The 18408-nt window shown below is 33.4% G+C and carries 19 protein-coding genes; 6 read left to right on the top strand and 13 right to left on the bottom strand.

The window, feature by feature from the left end; all coding sequences use genetic code 11:
• Nucleotides 1-12 precede the first annotated feature (12 nt).
• The 6 genes from ACE01P_RS05985 to ACE01P_RS05960 all read left to right on the top strand — a co-directional run bounded on the left by ACE01P_RS05985 (nt 13) and on the right by ACE01P_RS05960 (nt 8797).
• The gene (locus ACE01P_RS05985; RefSeq protein ID WP_379695281.1) at nt 13-1389 is read left to right on the top strand and encodes a glucoamylase family protein; all 1377 of its coding nucleotides are present in this window, start codon (nt 13-15) and stop codon (nt 1387-1389) included.
• 6 nt (nt 1390-1395) lie between these two features.
• A complete protein-coding gene (locus tag ACE01P_RS05980) occupies nt 1396-2109 on the top strand; it encodes a prolyl oligopeptidase family serine peptidase (protein ID WP_379695279.1) in 714 nt (237 codons plus the stop codon).
• Between the two features lie 10 nt (nt 2110-2119).
• A complete protein-coding gene (bglX, locus tag ACE01P_RS05975) occupies nt 2120-4420 on the top strand; it encodes a beta-glucosidase BglX (protein ID WP_379695277.1) in 2301 nt (766 codons plus the stop codon).
• A gap of 93 nt (nt 4421-4513) precedes the next feature.
• Nucleotides 4514-5287, top strand: coding sequence for a glycerophosphodiester phosphodiesterase family protein (locus ACE01P_RS05970; RefSeq protein WP_379695275.1), 774 nt, complete (start codon nt 4514-4516; stop codon nt 5285-5287).
• 32 nt (nt 5288-5319) lie between these two features.
• Nucleotides 5320-7239: a discoidin domain-containing protein gene (locus tag ACE01P_RS05965; protein WP_379695273.1), complete on the top strand. Its 1920-nt coding sequence runs from the start codon at nt 5320-5322 to the stop codon at nt 7237-7239.
• 166 nt (nt 7240-7405) lie between these two features.
• A complete protein-coding gene (locus ACE01P_RS05960) occupies nt 7406-8797 on the top strand; it encodes a M20/M25/M40 family metallo-hydrolase (protein WP_379695271.1) in 1392 nt (463 codons plus the stop codon).
• A gap of 55 nt (nt 8798-8852) precedes the next feature.
• On the opposite strand, the gene ACE01P_RS05955 is transcribed toward ACE01P_RS05960, so the two are convergent.
• The 13 genes from ACE01P_RS05955 to ACE01P_RS05895 form a co-directional block, all read right to left on the bottom strand.
• The gene (locus ACE01P_RS05955; RefSeq protein WP_379695269.1) at nt 8853-9155 is read right to left on the bottom strand and encodes a hypothetical protein; all 303 of its coding nucleotides are present in this window, start codon (nt 9153-9155) and stop codon (nt 8853-8855) included.
• A 5-nt stretch (nt 9156-9160) separates the two neighbouring features.
• Complete coding sequence (locus ACE01P_RS05950; RefSeq protein WP_379695267.1) at nt 9161-9613, bottom strand: hypothetical protein; 453 nt, start codon at nt 9611-9613, stop codon at nt 9161-9163.
• 89 nt (nt 9614-9702) lie between these two features.
• Entirely contained in the window at nt 9703-10383 is a 681-nt protein-coding gene (locus ACE01P_RS05945) for a YiiX family permuted papain-like enzyme (RefSeq protein ID WP_379695265.1), read from the bottom strand.
• A gap of 100 nt (nt 10384-10483) precedes the next feature.
• Complete coding sequence (locus ACE01P_RS05940; RefSeq protein WP_379695263.1) at nt 10484-11389, bottom strand: hypothetical protein; 906 nt, start codon at nt 11387-11389, stop codon at nt 10484-10486.
• Between the two features lie 19 nt (nt 11390-11408).
• A complete protein-coding gene (gene kdsA / locus ACE01P_RS05935; RefSeq protein ID WP_379695261.1) occupies nt 11409-12227 on the bottom strand; it encodes a 3-deoxy-8-phosphooctulonate synthase in 819 nt (272 codons plus the stop codon).
• A gap of 209 nt (nt 12228-12436) precedes the next feature.
• Nucleotides 12437-12763: a hypothetical protein gene (locus tag ACE01P_RS05930; protein ID WP_379695259.1), complete on the bottom strand. Its 327-nt coding sequence runs from the start codon at nt 12761-12763 to the stop codon at nt 12437-12439.
• Between the two features lie 122 nt (nt 12764-12885).
• Nucleotides 12886-13338: a 2-dehydro-3-deoxyphosphooctonate aldolase gene (locus tag ACE01P_RS05925; protein WP_379695257.1), complete on the bottom strand. Its 453-nt coding sequence runs from the start codon at nt 13336-13338 to the stop codon at nt 12886-12888.
• A 21-nt stretch (nt 13339-13359) separates the two neighbouring features.
• Nucleotides 13360-14046, bottom strand: a complete 687-nt coding sequence (locus ACE01P_RS05920; RefSeq protein ID WP_379695255.1) for a lysoplasmalogenase — start codon at nt 14044-14046, stop codon at nt 13360-13362.
• A gap of 8 nt (nt 14047-14054) precedes the next feature.
• Entirely contained in the window at nt 14055-15326 is a 1272-nt protein-coding gene (locus ACE01P_RS05915) for a sterol desaturase family protein (protein ID WP_379695331.1), read from the bottom strand.
• 230 nt (nt 15327-15556) lie between these two features.
• A complete protein-coding gene (locus ACE01P_RS05910) occupies nt 15557-15832 on the bottom strand; it encodes an ATP-dependent Clp protease adaptor ClpS (RefSeq protein WP_095927736.1) in 276 nt (91 codons plus the stop codon).
• A 36-nt stretch (nt 15833-15868) separates the two neighbouring features.
• Nucleotides 15869-16702, bottom strand: a complete 834-nt coding sequence (gene prmA / locus ACE01P_RS05905) for a 50S ribosomal protein L11 methyltransferase (RefSeq protein ID WP_343588843.1) — start codon at nt 16700-16702, stop codon at nt 15869-15871.
• 121 nt (nt 16703-16823) lie between these two features.
• Entirely contained in the window at nt 16824-17576 is a 753-nt protein-coding gene (gene tpiA, locus ACE01P_RS05900) for a triose-phosphate isomerase (RefSeq protein WP_379695252.1), read from the bottom strand.
• 90 nt (nt 17577-17666) lie between these two features.
• The gene (locus ACE01P_RS05895) at nt 17667-18161 is read right to left on the bottom strand and encodes a TlpA family protein disulfide reductase (RefSeq protein ID WP_379695250.1); all 495 of its coding nucleotides are present in this window, start codon (nt 18159-18161) and stop codon (nt 17667-17669) included.
• Between the last annotated feature and the right edge of the window lie 247 nt (nt 18162-18408).

The following is an 18408-nucleotide window of genomic DNA, read 5'->3' as shown; positions in this document are numbered from 1 at the left end:
TAAATTTTTATAATGATTAGAATTTCAGTTTTATTTTTAGCTTTTACTTTCTTTAGCTGCGGATCTAAGTCCGAGAAGCCACAAGAAAATGCACAGGAAAATACTTCTGGCGTTGCTGCATTAACAGATGAGCAGCTTTTAGATGCTGTTCAAAAACAAACTTTTAAATACTTCTGGGATTATGCAGAACCTAATTCTGGATTAGCTAGAGAACGTTACCATCCAGATGGGAATTATCCTGAAAACGATTCAAATATCGTAACAACAGGAGGTTCAGGTTTCGGATTAATGGCACTTGTTTCAGGAATGTCGCAAGGTTATATTACTAAAGACCAAGGAGTAGAAAGACTTAACAAAATTGCAGATTTTTTAGGCAAAGCAGATCGTTTTCATGGAGCATGGTCACATTGGATTGACGGAAATACAGGAAAAGTAAAACCTTTTGGAACCAAGGATAACGGAGGAGATTTGGTCGAAACCTCATTTTTGGTTGCAGGAATGATTACCGTTCGTGAATATCTTAAAGATGGTTCTGAAAAAGAAAAAGCAGTAGCTCAAAAATTTGATGCGCTTTGGAAAGGTGTTGAATGGCAATGGTTTACAAATAATAAAAATGTTTTGTACTGGCACTGGTCTCCAAATTATGCTTGGCAGATGAATTTTCCGTTGCAAGGATATAATGAATGTCTTATTACCTACGTAATGGCAGCATCTTCGCCAACACACACAATCGATGCGAAAGCATATCACGAAGGCTGGGCGAGAAGCGGTGGCATAGTTTCTTCAAAAACAAAATACAATATCCCGCTTATTTTAAAACATAATGGAGCTGAAGAATTTGGCGGTCCGTTATTCTGGGCACATTACTCTTATGTAGGTTTAGATCCGAACCAATTGAGCGATAAATACGCTAACTATTGGGATTTAAATGTAAATCAGACTAAAATTAACTACCAATATTGTGTTGAAAATCCGAATAAAAATGCAGGTTATGGCCCTGAATATTGGGGATTAACAGCTTCATATTCAAGAAATCCTGATGGTTCAATTGGCTACAATGCACATATGCCAAGCAATGATCAAGGTGTAATTTCTCCAACTGCGGCAATTAGTTCAATTGTATATACGCCAAAAGAATCAATGGCTGTTATTCGCAATTTATATGAAAATCATAAAGAAGAAACTTGGGGAGATGCAGGTTTTTATGATGCTTTGAGTTTAGGAAACAAATGGGTAGCAAAACGTTATTTGGCAATTGATCAAGGTCCAGAAGTTGTAATGATTGAAAATCACAGAACTGGATTATTATGGAAGTTGTTTATGAATGCTCCAGAGGTAAAACAAGGTTTAACAAAACTTGGATTTAAATCTGGGAAATACGGAATTTAAGATTCGATGAAAAATACATTAGCATTTATATTGATGTTAGTTTCTACTGTTGTTTTTGGGCAGAGTGAAACAACCGGAAAAATTAATACAGTTATAATGTCTAAATACGAACTGGGATATGTTTTGCATCGTCCAGCGAATATTAAAGAGAAAAAACCATTGATTGTTTTTATTTCTGGAGATGGAGAAAAAGGAACTGATCTGGAAAAAGTAAAAATAAATGGTCCTTTAAAATATTTGAAAAGCCACCAATTGGATGCTTATGTTTTGGCTCCACAATGCAAAGAAGATGAAAATTGGGATATAGAATCGATTTATCAGCTGATTGTAAAAATTCAGAAAGAAAACAAAATTGATTCAGATAGAATATATGTTACTGGTTTGAGCTCAGGAGGTTGGGCTTCATGGAATTTGGCTTTTTCACATCCAGATCTATTTGCAGCAAATGTACCTGTCGCTGGTTTTGTAGATTTAATTCAGTTAGAACACGCTTGTGAAATAGCCAATATTCCAACCAGGATTTTTCACGGATTACAGGACAATGTGGTAAATGTGAATTATGCAATTACAATTTATAATGAATTGAAAAAATGCAATGCAAAAGATGTAAAGCTGACCATTTTTGATGACGCAAATCATGACAGCTGGACAAGAGTTTATGATAACAAAGAGATCTACGACTGGATGTTTCAGCAAAGAAAAACGAATACAAACAAATAAATAGAATAGAATGAAAAACAAATTAGTCTTACTTTTTTTAGGATGCGCTGTTTTGGGCTTTGCTCAAAAAAAGACGCCTAAAAATACAGTGAAAATTAAACCAAAGTCTGAATTTGTGGCGGAGTTGATGTCAAAAATGACTTTAGACGAGAAATTGGGTCAGTTAAACTTGCCTACATCTGGTGATATTACCACAGGGCAAGGAAATAGCTCAAATGTGGCAAAAAATATTGCTGAAGGAAAAGTGGGTGGTTTGTTCAACATTAAATCAGTTCAAAAAATTAAAGAAGTACAGAAAATTGCGGTTGAAAAAAGCCGTTTAAAAATTCCGTTGCTTTTTGGTATGGACGTAATTCACGGTTACGAAACTACATTCCCGATTCCGTTAGGATTGTCTTGTACTTGGGATATGGGCTTAATCGAAAGAAGTGCTCAAATCGCTGCTAAAGAAGCAAGTGCAGACGGAATCAACTGGACATTCTCTCCAATGGTTGACGTTTCTCGCGATCCAAGATGGGGAAGAGTTTCTGAAGGTTCAGGAGAAGATCCGTACTTAGGAAGCCAAATTGCAAAAGCAATGGTAAACGGTTACCAACAGCATGATCTTTCTAAAAATAACTCAATCTTAGCTTGTGTTAAACACTTCGCATTATATGGAGCTCCAGAAGCGGGTCGTGATTATAACACGGTAGATATGAGTCACATCAGAATGTTTAATGAATATTTTCCTCCTTACAAAGCGGCTGTTGATGCTGGTGTAGGTTCGGTTATGGCTTCTTTCAATGAAGTTGACGGAATCCCTGCAACTGGAAATAAATGGTTAATGACCGATGTTTTAAGAAAACAATGGGGTTTCAAAGGATTTGTAGTAACAGATTACACTGGAATTCCTGAAATGATTCCTCACGGAATGGGAGATCTTCAAGATGTTTCAGCTTTAGCGTTAAATGCTGGTGTTGAAATGGATATGGTTGGAGAAGGTTTCTTAACGACTTTGAAAAAATCTTTGGATGAAGGAAGAGTAAAAATCGAAACAATCGATAATGCGGTTAAATTGATTTTAGAAGCAAAATATGATTTAGGATTATTCCAAGATCCATACAAATACTGTGATGAGAAAAGAGCTAAAACGGAGATTTTCACAGCAGACAGCAGAAAAGAAGCTCGTTCAATCGCTGCACAATCTTTAGTTTTATTAAAAAACCAAAATCAGCTTTTACCTCTTAAAAAATCTGGAACTATTGGTTTAATCGGACCATTAGCAGATGCTAAAGAAAACATGCCAGGTACTTGGAGCGTTGCTACAAAAATGGAAAATGCTGTTTCATTATTGAGAGGTATTCAAGAAGTTGCTGGAGCAGGAACTAAAGTTCTTTATGCTAAAGGAAGCAACTTAGATTACGATGAAACTTTTGAAACTAACGCTACAATGTTTGGAAAAACATTACACCGTGATTCTCGTTCAAAAGAAGATTTATTAGCAGAAGCTTTAAAAGTAGCAGAGCAATCAGATGTAATTGTTGCGGCTTTAGGAGAATCTGCTGAAATGAGTGGAGAATCTAGCAGCCGTACAAACTTGGAAATTCCACAAGCGCAAAAAGATTTATTAAACGCTTTATTAAAAACAGGAAAACCAGTTGTTGTAGTTTTATTTGACGGACGTCCGTTAGTAATTACTGAAGAAGAAAAAACAGTTCCTGCAATCTTAAACGCTTGGTTCGCTGGAACAGAAGCTGGTTACGCTATTGCTGATGTTTTATTTGGAGATGTAAATCCTTCTGGAAAATTAACTTCAACTTTCCCAAGAAGCGTTGGACAATTGCCAATTTACTACGCACACAAAAATACAGGAAGACCGCTTTCTAACACAGAAGGTAAATTCGAAAAATTCAGATCAAATTATATTGACGAAAGAAACGAGCCTTTATTCCCATTCGGATTTGGTTTAAGCTACACAACTTTTGATTATTCAAACATCAAAATTTCTTCTGATAAAATGAATGCCTCAGGAAAATTGAAAGTAACTGTTGATGTAACAAACACTGGAAATTTTGACGGAAAAGAAACAGTTCAATTATATATTAGAGATTTAGTTGGTTCAGTAACAAGACCAGTTAGAGAATTGAAAGGTTTCCAAAAAATAACACTTAAAAAAGGTGAAAAACAAACAGTAAGTTTCGACATTACTGTTGAGGATTTAAAATTTTATAACTCTGATTTACAATTCGTAGCAGAGCCAGGGCAGTTTGATATCTTCATTGGAGGAAATTCAAACGCCGATAAGAAAGTTAGTTTTGAGTTAACTAAATAGTTGGTTTATTTGATTAGTGAAAAGCCCTTCGTTTGGAGGGCTTTTTTTCTAAGAATGAAAGACCCTTTTGTAATTTTTTAACTACACAATATTATGAATAATTTAAAAATATTTAGTGCCGTTTGTCTTATTGCTTTTTCATCTAGTTATGCACAAAAAAATGCAATTGTAGCACATCGCGGAGCTTGGAAAAAGAACAATCTGCCAGAAAATTCGATTGCAGCTTTAAGACATGCAATCGATTTAAAATTGCCAGGTTCAGAATTTGATGTTTGGAGAACAGCAGACGATTCGCTTGTAATCAACCATGATGCTCATTACAACAAATTGCTTATCGAAGAAACGAATTATGCAGATTTAATAAAGTTCAAATTATCAAACGGAGAAAAACTTCCGACCCTTCATGAATATATTTCAGAGGGAATGCGAAATAATAAACATACACTTTTGGTTTGCGAAATCAAACCTTCAGAAATAAGTAAAGAAAGAGGACAAAAAACTGGTGTAGCAACCGTCGAAACCATTAAAAAATTAAAAGCCGATAAAAATACCTGCTACATCAGTTTTGATTATGATATTCTAAAGAAAATCAGAACAATAGATCCTAAAACTTCTTTGCAATATCTTGAAGGAAATAAATCTCCGAAAGAAGTAAAGGCTGATAAAATTAACGGAGTCGATTATCATTATTCTGTTTTCCAAAAGCATCCAGAATGGATTCAAGAAGCAAAGGATAACAAAATTATCCTAAACGCTTGGACTGTTAATGATGCGAAGGATATGGATTGGATTATTGAACACAAATTCAATTACATCACGACAAACGAACCCGAACTTCTGAAAGAAAGATTACAGGCAAAAAAATAATTCTTTCGACTTTACAAACTTAAAATCTAACCATGAAGAATATATTTAAACAATTTAAGCCAATTGTATTGCTTTCGATGCTTATCGGAACCAGTCTTTCGGCACAAAATTCTGGTAAAACAGAATGGTTTGACCCGAGCAAGCCTGCAACAACTTATTGTAATCCGATTAATATTGGATACAATTATACAACGCACAATCATAACGGAATTCCAGAATCTCGTCGTTCAAGTGCAGATCCAGTAATTATTACTTATAAAGGTGAATATTATTTATTTGCAACCAATCAAGCTGGTTTCTTTTGGAGTAAAGACATGTCAGATTGGAATTTTGTTTACGGAAGTTTCCAAAGACAGCCAGGAGATGATGACCAGTGCGCTCCAGCGGCTTGGGTTGTAAATGATACGTTATTTTACGTTGGTTCAACTTGGAAAAGAGATCATCCAATTTGGAAAACTGCAGATCCAAAATCAGGAAGATGGACACGTCATGTAGACAAAGCAATGTTGCCAACTTGGGATCCAGCGATTTTTCAAGATGATGACAAAAAAGTCTATATGTACTACGGTTCTAGTGGAAAACTACCATTAGTTGGTGTTGAGGTTGATTATAAAACTTGGTTACCAAAAGGAAATCAGGCAGATTATGCGACTTTATACAAAGCTACAGAAGTAGAGGATATTCAAAAGCCCTACGGACAAATCAAAGAAGTTGCAATTCTGGATCCATCAGCTCACGGATGGGAACGCTTCGGACCAAATAATGATATGGAACCTGCACCTTGGGGGAATTTCATTGAAGGCGCTTGGATGACCAAACACAACGGAAAATATTATATGCAATACGGTGCGCCAGCAACCGAATTTAAGGGTTATGCAAATGGTGTGCATGTTGGAGATAATCCGTTAGGGCCATTTACATATCAAAAACACAATCCAATGTCTTATAAACCAGGCGGATTTGTAATTGGCGCTGGACACGGAAATACGTTTGCAGACAATTACGGAAATTATTGGAATACAGGAACATGCAAAATTTCCATTAAAGACCGTTTTGAACGTCGTATAGATATGTTTCCTGCAGGATTCGACAAAGACGATGTAATGTATTCTATTACAGCTTACGGAGATTTTCCAATCGTTTTGCCTACAAGTCAGCGCGATCAGACAAAAGGAGCTTCTTCTGGATGGATGTTGCTTTCATATAAAAAGCCTGTAACAGTTTCTTCTTCTGAAGAATGTATGGAAGTAGAAACGCACAGAATGGACAACGGTGGAAAGAAAGTATACGAAAAATTCTGTTACGGACCTGAAAATCTAACAGATGAAAACATTCAAACGTATTGGTCGGCAAAAACGAATAATCCTGGAGAATGGCTTCAAATGGATTTAGGAAGACAAATGGAAATTAATGCACTTCAAATCAACTATGCAGATCATAAAGCAACTCAGTTTAATAAAGCAATGGATATTTATTATCAGTATAAAATCTTCATGTCTGATGATGCTCAAAACTGGACTTTGGTTGTAGATAAATCTAAAAACGATAAAGATGCGCCTCACGATTATGTAGAATTGACAAAATCGATTAAAGCGCGTTACATTAAAATGGAAAACATTCATAATGCATCTGGTTTATTTGCTGTTTCAGATTTCAGAGTTTTCGGAAACGGGTTGGCGGCAAAACCAAAAGCTGTAGCTTCTTTCAAAGTAGACAGAAACAAAGCAGATTCTAGAAATGCGATGATTTCTTGGAAAAAACAAGCTGATGCAATTGGTTATAACATTTATTACGGAATTGAACCAGATAAATTGTATAACAGCATTATGGTTTACGGTGATAATACTTATGATTTCAGAGGTTTAGATAAAGGAACGAAATATTATTTCACAATCGAGCCTTTTAATGAAAACGGAATTGGAACAAAAAATAAGATTATTGAAGTAAAATAATTTTTATTTATAAAATCTGTAAAAGCTCTAATTGCAAATTGAAGAATTTGTAATTGGAGCTTTTTTTTGAGAAAAGGTTGAGAAAAAAGCCTCAGAAATGTCAATTATTTTGTTCCTTTGTGAATGTGCCAAAAGCACTATAAACTCCAAAATTACTATCAAAACTATGAAAAAAACAATTCTTTTAACTGCATTAGTTTTAAGCGGATTGACATCTTTTGCTCAAACAAATGATGAAAAAAACATCAAATTATTTTACAAAAAAGCCTTAACTGAGTCAAAATGCTACACTTGGTTAGAATATTTGTCTAACGATATCGGAGCTCGTTTGTCTGGATCTAAAGGTGCAGAACAAGCAGTTGACTACACTAAAAGACAATTAGAAAGCTTAGGACTTGATAAAGTTTATTTACAAGAAGTTATGGTTCCTCACTGGGTTAGAGGCGAAAAAGAAACAGCTTATATTCTTGATGGAAAAGTAAAAACAAATGTGCCAATTTGCGCGTTAGGTGGTTCTGTTGCAACAGCAAAAACAGGTCTTACTGCAGAAATTATCGAGGTTCAAGGAATTAAAGAATTAGCTGAATTAGGAGCAGATAAAGTAAAAGGAAAAATTGTTTTTTACAACCGACCAATGAATCCTGAAAACATTGAAACTTTTACTTCTTATGGAGCTTGTGTTGACCAAAGATATGCAGGAGCAAAAGAAGCTGCAAAATTAGGAGCAGTAGGAACAATTGTTCGTTCTATGAACTTACGTTTGGATGATTTTCCTCATACAGGTGCTCAAAGCTATGGTGATTTGCCAAAAGAACAATATATTCCAACAGCTGCAATTAGTACAAATGGTGCAGAATTGCTAAGCAAAACTTTAAAAAGAAATCCAGCTTTGAAATTTTATTTCAAACAATCTTGCGAGACTTTACCAGATGCATTGTCTTATAACGTAATTGGTGAATTGACAGGAAGTGTATCTCCAGAAAATATTATGGTTGTTGGCGGACACTTAGATTCTTGGGATTTAGCAGACGGTTCTCATGATGATGGAGCAGGAGTAGTGCAAAGTATGGAAGTACTTCGTATTTTGAAAAACTTAAACTACAAGCCAAAAAATACAATTCGTGTGGTATTGTTTATGAACGAAGAAAATGGCGGAAAAGGTGGTGCTAAGTATGAAGAAGTTTCAAAACAAAATAAAGAAAACCACATTTTTGCTTTAGAAAGTGATTCAGGAGGATTTTCTCCAAGAGGATTTTCAATTGAAGCTGATGATGCTAACTTGAAAAAAATTCAAGGTTATAAAGATCTTTTCGAGCCTTATTTAGTGCACAGTTTTACAATTGGTCACGCAGGTTCAGATATTAGCCATTTGACTTCACAAGCTATCGTAAAAGCAGGTTTAAAACCAGATTCTCAACGTTATTTTGATTATCACCACGCAGCAAACGATAAATTTGATGCAATCAATAAAAGAGAATTAGAACTTGGTGCAGCTACAATGACTACATTAATGTATTTATTAGACCAAAACGGAATCGAGACTAAAAAAGCGAATTAAGATTCAAATTATAAAAAACAAAAAGCCATAAGTTTTACTTGTGGCTTTTTTTATGTCAAGATTTCATCACAATCAAATAATAAAAAAAGAGGATTGGAATATTAGAAAGCAAGATTAAAAGCTTCATTCCAATATCTTTTCGCTGTTGCGGAAGATGTACAAAACGATCGGTCAAATGTACAAACATGATCGAATTGACAACAATTCCAGCTAAAGCAAATGGCCAAGCAATAACCAAAACCATTGGATTTCCATTTGAAATAATATAAAGGACAAATAGAAGCGTACTGATTATAAATGTCCCAATAGCTAATTCTGTAGATTGTTTTTCTTCTGAAGGATTATGAATTGTTTTCATGATTTTTAAATTTTAAAAGTTTGCTGAATAGTTTGAATTGGCATAAAAAGCATTTTCGAAAAATCGAGATAATGAAAGGTGTGTGCTTTTTTTCCTTTTTTATATTGTTGAATGAAATAGCTCATTCGTTTTGGGTAAAAAATAGTGCCTGTCAGTATCACCATAAACAAATACAAGCTTTTCTTTCCATTTCCGAATAAATAATACTGCATTCCGATTTCTTCATAAACAGAAATTCCAGTACCAGTTAAAACGTGAATAATATCGTGATCTTCGAGTTTCTCCTGAATATCAAAATGGTTTTTGTAAAGAAAACTTCCTAAGCCAAATCCTAAACTTTCTTCTGGATAATCCATTAAAAGGCTTTTATCAATATTCCAAGGTTCATTTTTCTTGAAATATTTTTGATATGGTTTTTTTGAACATTCATACAGTTTTTCAATTAAATAGTCTTTCATAGGTTAGTTTTAAAAAGTTCTTTGAGTTTCAAAGTAAAATGATAAATAAAAAAGCTAGAAACAATAAAGCAATCTAGCTTTTTAAAATATTAGTAAGTGTCTACAACAGTTTTCAAAATATTAGAATCAGCAATATCAGAAGGAGCAACGACTTTTTCGTTTAATAGTATGTTGTTGCCATAGCGCTCTTTCAGTATTTTTTGAACTCTCGGATCTTTCAAATTAAAGTCTTTCAATTCTTTAAGTTGAGATAATTCAATTCCAGCCGCATTTTTATAAATCTTCCAAATCAATTCAGAACAATAAATTCTGTTATCCGTCCATTCAAAATAAGCGTCATATTCTTTACCATCAAATTGCTGACTGTAATCTTTCATTTTTTGCAAAACTACTGGCTTTAAAACGCTATCGTCTTTCAATCGTTTAACCACATATTTACTATCTCTTCCATGTTTAATCCAATCTTCTAACGGAGTAAGTTTTACAGGCTGAACAGCTTCAAAAACAAACCATTTTCCGTTGATGTCATAAATAATCCCACAATGAGAAAACTTTGAATTTGTCGCAATACGAACCGCTTCACATTGTTTAGATTCTGAAGTCTGAAAAATAAGATCTCCGTCTTTATACTTGCTTGCGCTTGCAGTTGTTTTTTCTACTTTGGTTCCTGTAAACGGATTGTTAGGAAAAACTTTTATAGCCACAAATAAAGCGCATCCAAAGCTTAAGAAGAAAGTTATAATCGGAAATAGGTATTTTTTATTTTTCATAAAGTAAAATTTAAAGTACTTTGAGTTGCAAAGTAAATAATAAAAAAAATAGCTGCCAAATAAAATGACAGCTATTTTCGAAATATATTTTTTGAAATATTTAGATTCTAAAAATACCTCCAACAGCAATGATTCGTTGGAAATAAGTAAAGTGCTGAGAAGCTTTATCTTCAGGACTTGTTGTAGTTTTGATATCCTGCATGTTGATATAACCACCTTTTAACTCTCCTTGAATGTAGAAATGTTTAAAAAAGGTAATGTTTAAACCAGCTTTAGCAGAAACACCATAACCTGAAACGTGAAAATCATCATGACGTTCTTTTCCTAAAAGTGTTGTATTGGTTTTAGGATATAAAACTCCAGCACCTAAACCTTCAGTTAAATTGATTTGAACTTTATCAATATTTGGTAATCCAAACCATTTTGAAATATCATCAAATCTAGCTACTTCAGTATTAATGTAATTCAAACCGTCGGTATGCTCATACATTAAGAAAGCAGGACCTCCTAAATGAGTCTCGCCTTTATCATAACCACCTTCTTTAGCGCCACCTTGAGACATATCTACTGGTCTGTTATTGTATTCGCCATTGTAGATTGAAGCTGGATCGTCAGAAGGTAAATTAATGTTTCCGTTTACGTTTGCAATTTGGTTTTGTGACATTACATATTTCATGTGGTCAACACCAATTGTAACGCTGTAATGATCGCTAAAAAAGTAACCCAATCTCAAATTCGTTTGCGGAATTGTCATATTAACAGGATTAACATAATCAACATGCCATCCTTTTGGTTTGTCATGAGCTTGCATGTTTTCAACTGTAAAGTTGTAATCTTTACCTCTGAAATTCACATCAGATTTTGAGTAGCTTTCTCTGTTACCGCCCCACATTACAAAGAATTTTCCTTTGTTGTGTGCCGCGTATTTTTGTACAGGTATTTCTTCCTGAGCAAATGTGCTTAAAGAAACACACATCAGTAAGAAAAATAAAATTTTTGTTTTCAAAGAACTTAAGTATTATAATTTAAAATGCGTTAACTGTTTTTCTGATAGCAACTAACTTGTTCATTAAGCCTTCAAAATAGTCTAAATGAAGCATATTAGCACCGTCACTTTTTGCATTAGCAGGGTCAAAATGCGTTTCGATAAAAATACCGTCAACACCAACTGCGATACCTGCTTTTGCTACTGTTTCAATCATGTCAGGTCTTCCACCTGTAACACCAGCAGTCTGATTTGGCTGTTGTAAAGAGTGTGTAACATCAAGAACCGTAGAAGCATATTGTTGCATAGTAGGAATTCCTCTAAAATCAACAATCATGTCTTGGTAACCAAACATAGTACCACGATCTGTAACCATAACGTTCTCATTATTACAGTCTAATACTTTTTGAACAGCGTGTTTCATGCTTTCTGGACTCATAAATTGTCCTTTTTTCAAGTTAACCACTTTTCCAGTATTAGCTGCAGCTACAACAAGATCAGTCTGACGAACTAAGAAAGCTGGAATCTGCAATACATCAACGTATTGAGCAGCCATATCAGCATCTTCGTTAGTATGAATATCTGTAACAGTTGGAACGTGAAAAGTTTCTGAAACTTTTCTTAAGATTTTTAATGCTTTTTCGTCACCAATTCCAGAAAAACTGTCAATTCTAGAACGGTTTGCTTTTTTGAAAGATCCTTTAAATACATAAGGGATCTGAAGTTTGTCAGTAATACCAACTAATTTTTCAGCAATTCTTAGTGCCATTTCTTCTCCTTCGATAGCGCAAGGCCCCGATAATAAAAAGAAATTCCCGCTGTCAGTATGCTTAATTTGAGGAATATGTTGTATGTTCATAAAATTATTTTTTTGCACTGCAAAGGTAGTTATGATTTATGAGTTTCAGATTAAGATTTAAGATTATTTTAAGAACTACAATGGCTGGCTAGCAGCTAATAGAATTAGTATTTTTCTATAATTTTTTAAAAATGATTAAATACTTTTTCCCAAGCAATATTAAAGCATAATCGAAAGTTAGAAAATGACATTTATCATGTTCTAAAGTTTTACATTTTATTCCTTTTTGCTCTCCATCTTTTAATCAAATACTGAATCGAAATAATTAAGATAAGAATCAAAAGAAATAAGATACAAGCTGCAGCGGTTCCTGCAAGAGATGTTCCGCATCTTACAGGATATGGTTCAAATTGCTTTCTAAGATGATAGTCTGCAATATTAAAAGCAGCAAAAGAGAATATAACTTGCAGTATAAAATTTATCCAAGAAATATTGCTGAATTTTAGAAAAGCAGTTTTATAAATTGAATAAAAACCAAGTATTATTTGCGACAATATTGGTAAAGTAATAAGAATTAACGGTAATAGACTAAGCATAATTTATGTTTAAAATTGTGGTTCTAAATTGACAGTTTGAAATATGCCACAATATTAAAGATTATAAATTAAAAATAAATATATTCTCACAAATCATAGTTTATTGAAATAGTTATGAGATATTAATTTTGCTTCAATCTCAATCCCATAGGAACCATCAAAATTCCTTTTTCATAAATATTCAAATAAAGCTTAACTGGCTTTTTTTGACCTTCCCATTTCAATTCATATACATTCAAAAATCCAGCACCCATACTGCTTCTTTTAGTAGGGAACGGGCAACAAGTTTCTAACCTGTGAAATGTTATTTTCTCTCCATTTGGACCAGCCAAAGCATTTAAAAAGCGGACTTCGTTCAGCGCTTCATTATTGGTATTCTGAAAAAATATATTAACCGGATAATCAGGGTCGTAACCGTATTTTTTGTCTTTCGCAAATTGTGTTATAGAAAAAGTATTGTCTTTTTTCAAAATCAAATCTGGCGCATTATCATCAACATTTTTCAAAGTCGATTTTGTGCTTACGCAAGAAGAAGCGCTAATTAATAAAACAATTAAAAGAGCTATTTTTTTCATGGGTTGAGGTTATTGCTAAAGTTAAACTGGTTGCTGTTCTTTTTTCGGATTTAGTTTTAAAACACCAACTACAATCAGATATTGTGCCAGAAGATAAGTTAGCATAATAAAAAATGAACTTTTCGGAATTGGAGCGTAAAATTTATTTATAGCCAAAATGCTATCAGAAATAATAAAGAAAAGAGCTCCAAAAAACACGAGCTGATTGCCTGGTTTTTCCCAAACCAAAAAGCCGTTGAAAGCAAATAAAAGCATAATTGAAATTACGGAAGCATAAATAGAAACCGGAATTTCAAGATCTCCTAAATAAGGCATCAAAACAGAAACCATTCCAATTAAGTAAATAGCAATTAGAATGCTGCCAAATATAAAAAATGGTTTGTTTTGTTTTTTTCTAGTTCTTCTCTGCTTATTAAAAAGAACACAATAAACAATGTGTGCCGTTAGGAAGCATACGAGTCCTAAGATAAAATAAATCTCTCCAAGATCTGTAAAAAGTAAAATCACATCTCCAAGCCAAGAAAGGATCAGCGCTGCCAATAAAATATTCTGACTCGGAAATTTTCTGTAAAAGTAAGCTCCAAAGCCCATAATTGGCATCAAAATGGGTTTAAGAAAGAGATCAAAATGCTCGTAGCCAGAAAGTAGTATGATTAGATAAATTATACTAAATGCTACATAAATTTTAAAAAAAGAAGAGTTTCTCATAATAGGGGTTATGAATTGATATATTGGTTTTGGTTGGTTTTAAAATCAAAATTGACAAAATAAAATGTCGCTAAAAAAGATAAGATCAGGTAGGTAAAAATAATATAATTACTAATTGGAATTACACGATTTAATCCAAACCAATCTCCATAGTAGCCAATAATACAAATTACAAATCCTAATCGTATGCCTTCCCATAAAAGCGCAAACCTACTTTTGTCCATTAACTCTGTATAGCTATATATGGTCACAAAAATGAAAAAGCCATAGATAAAAATATTTGGAAGTCCAATTTTAGCAATATTTTCAAACAGATAACTTACAAATAATAATGTTATTAAAACTTGTGCAACAGACCAGTATATTAATTTTTGAGAATTCTGTGTGCCGTATTTCTCAAAATCAAAAACATTTTCAATTTTGTTTACGGGATATTTTTCTTCAAAATTTTCTGGACGCCACCCTGTTGGCTTAAACCAAATGGTTAATTTGTCTTTCCATTTTGGAGCGCGCCAAGCATCTTTTATAAGTAAACTCAAATGCTGAAAATTTATTTTAATCGGATTCCATGTATTTGCAGGTCTTGTGATTCCGAAAACGGGAGGCACGTCGTCTAATTCTTCTTGAAAAGTACCGAAAAGCTTGTCCCAAAAAATAAAAATCTGAGAATGGTTTTTGTCTAAATATTCTGGATTAATGGCATGATGCACGCGATGATGCGAAGGAGTTACTAAAATATGCTCAATAAACCCCATTTTTTTAATATGTTTGGTATGATACCAAAATTGTAAAAACAAATGAAGAGGAAGCGTTATAGCAATTACAGAAGCAGGAACGCCCAATAAAGCCGCAGGAATCAACAAAAAGGTAAACAGATTAACCAAACTCGCAATTGGTTGTCGAAGGGCACAAGCAAGATTAAATTCTTCGCTGCTGTGATGTATGGCATGTTTGTTCCAAAGAAAATTAATTTGATGTGCCAAACGATGGCTCCAATATCCATAAAAATCGATTACAAAAAATGCGATGCAGTAGGAGAGAACATTAGCTTCAAGATGTTGCAAGGCAATTTTAGAAGCCAACCATTCGTAAGAAAGAAAAGTAATGCTTAGTCCCAAAACATCTTTAACCGAATTCGTTATGCCAGAACTTATGCTAGATACGCTGTCTATTAACGGAGCGGTGTCGTTTTTTTTATAAATGCCATAGATTTTTTCAATAACAATTAAAGCTAAAAAAACCGGCATCGCAATAATTAATATTTTTCCGTATTCTTCCATAAAAACATTGTATTTCATTCAAATATAGAATAAAATAGAATGCTTTTTAAATTATTGATAAATTAAACCGCTTTATTGTAGTATTTTGATTTAAAATAAGTAAAACAGAAAAGGGATTCTCACAAATGAAAAGAAAAGTTTACAGAAAACTATTTTCTTGTATTAAAAAACGCACCCTATTCAATTCTGATACAGAATAAATAGGGTGCGTTTTTTGAATTATGGATCAATTAGACAATTTCGGCGCTCAGACCAGCTTCCAAAAGTTGTGTGCATTGAGGTTTAAGTTTTTCTATCGGACCTGTTTTTACAGTGCATTTTCCATTGTAATGTACAATCAAAGAGCATTGTTCGGCTTGTTCAGCCGTGTGGTCGCAAACACGCATAAGAGTATCAATTACGTGATCAAAAGTATTTACATCATCATTGTAAACAATGATCTCGTTATTAAAAGCAATGGCTTCTTTTTCGCGAACTCTTTCTCTTACTTTTTCTTTAGTACTCATAGTTGTATAGTTTTGTACTGAATTGATTATCAGTATCTAATTTACGTATTTTAAAGACACCCAGTTATTTCTTTGAAGCTTTTTAACATAAGTTAAACCTTTTTCTACGCATGAAGCATCAATAAATGGAATGTCTTCTTCGTAAAAACCGCTAAAAAGAATTATACCTTTTGGGTTCAAAGCATCAACATAAGCCTGCATATCATTCAATAAAATATTTCTGTTGATGTTGGCAATAATCAAATCGTATTTTTTTCCTGCCAATAACGCTGCATCGCCCTCATAAACGCTGATATGTTTGCAATTATTGCGTTCAGCATTTTCAATTGAGTTTAAATAGCACCAATTATCAATATCAATAGCATCGATAGGCTCTGCGCCTTTCATTTCGGCCAAAATAGCTAAAATTGCAGTTCCGCAACCCATATCAAGGGTTTTTAGACCTTTTACATCCATTTCTAACAAATGCTGAATCATCATGTGAGTTGTCTCGTGATGACCTGTTCCAAAACTCATTTTAGGTTCGATTACAATATCAAACTCTGCATTGGTTTTTTCGTGAAAAGGAGCACGAACGTGACATTTTCCATCAACATCAATTGGCTCGAAGTTTTTTTCCCATTCTTCGTTCCAGTTTACCTGATCGATTTCTTCAATTGTATATTCAATCTTAAACTCTTCAGATTGTAAAATATAAATATCATCTAGAATATTCTCATCCCATAAATCTTTCTTCACAAAAGCCGAAATTCCGTTTTCAGTCTCTGTAAAACTTTCAAAAGCTTTTTCGCCTAATTCAGCCACTAAAATTTCTGAACCAAGTTCTTTTGGCTCAATTGTAAAATGATATCCTAAATATATATTCGACATAAATAAAAATTTTTGCAAAGGTAAGAATAGAAAATAGAAGTTGGGAAAGAACAGGGCAATTTTAACCATAAAAAAAGCGATACTTTTGGGTATCGCTTTTCATTTTATATAAATCTAAAAATTAGATAGCTGTAACAATTGCTAAGAAATCATCAGCTTTTAAAGCAGCACCTCCAATTAAACCACCGTCTACGTCTGGTTTAGAGAAGATTTCTTTAGCGTTTTCTGGTTTTACAGAACCACCGTATAAAATAGAAACTTCATCAGCGATTTCAGCTCCAAAAGCTTTACGGATAGTCTCTCTAATAAATTCGTGCATTTCTTGCGCTTGTTCTGGAGAAGCAGTTTCTCCTGTTCCGATAGCCCAAACTGGCTCGTAAGCTAAAACAATTTTAGACCAAGATTCTTTTGCAATATGGAAAACACCATCACGTAATTGGTTTTCAACAATGTTGAAGTGATTTTCAGATTGACGATCTTTTAATTCTTCTCCAAAACAGAAAATAACTGTCATGTCATGTTTTAAAGCTGTATCAACTTTGTTTGCAATTAAAGCATCTGTTTCGTGGAAAATAGCTCTACGCTCAGAGTGTCCTAAAATTACAGTGTTAACACCAATGCTAGTTAACATATCAGCAGAAATTTCTCCTGTAAAAGCTCCACCTTCAGCTTGGTGAACGTTTTGAGCAGAAACTCCGATAGTTGTATTTTTTAATTTTGTTGCTGCCGCTTGCAAGTTTACAAAAGTTGGCGCTACAATTACTTGTGCATTTGTTTTTGCTGGAATTTTAGCGATTAACTCGTTTAATAATTCTTCAGTTTGCGCTGCGTTTTTATGCATTTTCCAGTTTCCTGCAACAATCGATTTTCTCATTTTGGTAGTTTTATATTATTTTTTTGTTTTTTTGAAATTAAAGCCAAAGTCCAAAATTGATATTTGAATTTTGACATTGCCATTGAAAAATTATTTCAATGTTTGTAAAGTAGAATTGATTTTCTCGAAATCAGTTTCTATAGCGCGGTATAAAACGATTTTACCGGTTTTGTCAACAACAATATATCTCGGAATCCAATCTAAGTCGATTGCTTTTCCAAAAAGACCTTTCATACCATCATTCATCATGAAATGATCGCCTTTTAATTCGTGTTTTTCAATTCCAGCTTTCCATTTATCTGCTGTTTTATCTGCAGAAAGGAATAAGTAAGACACATCAGGATTATTAGCTTGCAATTCTTTTAATTTTGGCATTGCTTTTACGCAATCACCACACCAAGAAGCCCAAACTTCGATAACCAAAGTTTTTCCTTTATATTTTTTTAAGATGTTTTTGAAAGTAACCTGACTTCCGTCAAGAGCAAGCAATTTCTCCGATAAAGCTTCTTTAGAAAAAGCTGTTTTTTGAGCTTGTGAGCAAGAAAAAGAAATAAATGCAATTACGACAAGGACTAATTGTTTCATATTTTATAAAAATTATTTTTTATTAGGTACTGAATTCACAAAGTTAAACAAACAAATGGAATGCCAATTGTACATTAACAAAATTTGAAGAGTCGTTTATTTTGTAACAAATCGGCATTTTTTGGTTGAAAAAAGCCTATTGAAATCGTAATAGTAGCGCTGAAAAATTGTGTTTTATTTTAACTGAGACATTTTAGAAGAAAAAAAATGATAAAAATTTTATTTAGGGAAGAAGATTTCAATCAAA

Source organism: Flavobacterium sp. HJSW_4, from assembly GCF_042436695.1.
GTDB lineage: Bacteria > Bacteroidota > Bacteroidia > Flavobacteriales > Flavobacteriaceae > Flavobacterium.
Note: the sequence above shows the minus strand (reverse complement) of the source record. Positions and strands in the feature narration are given on the sequence as shown.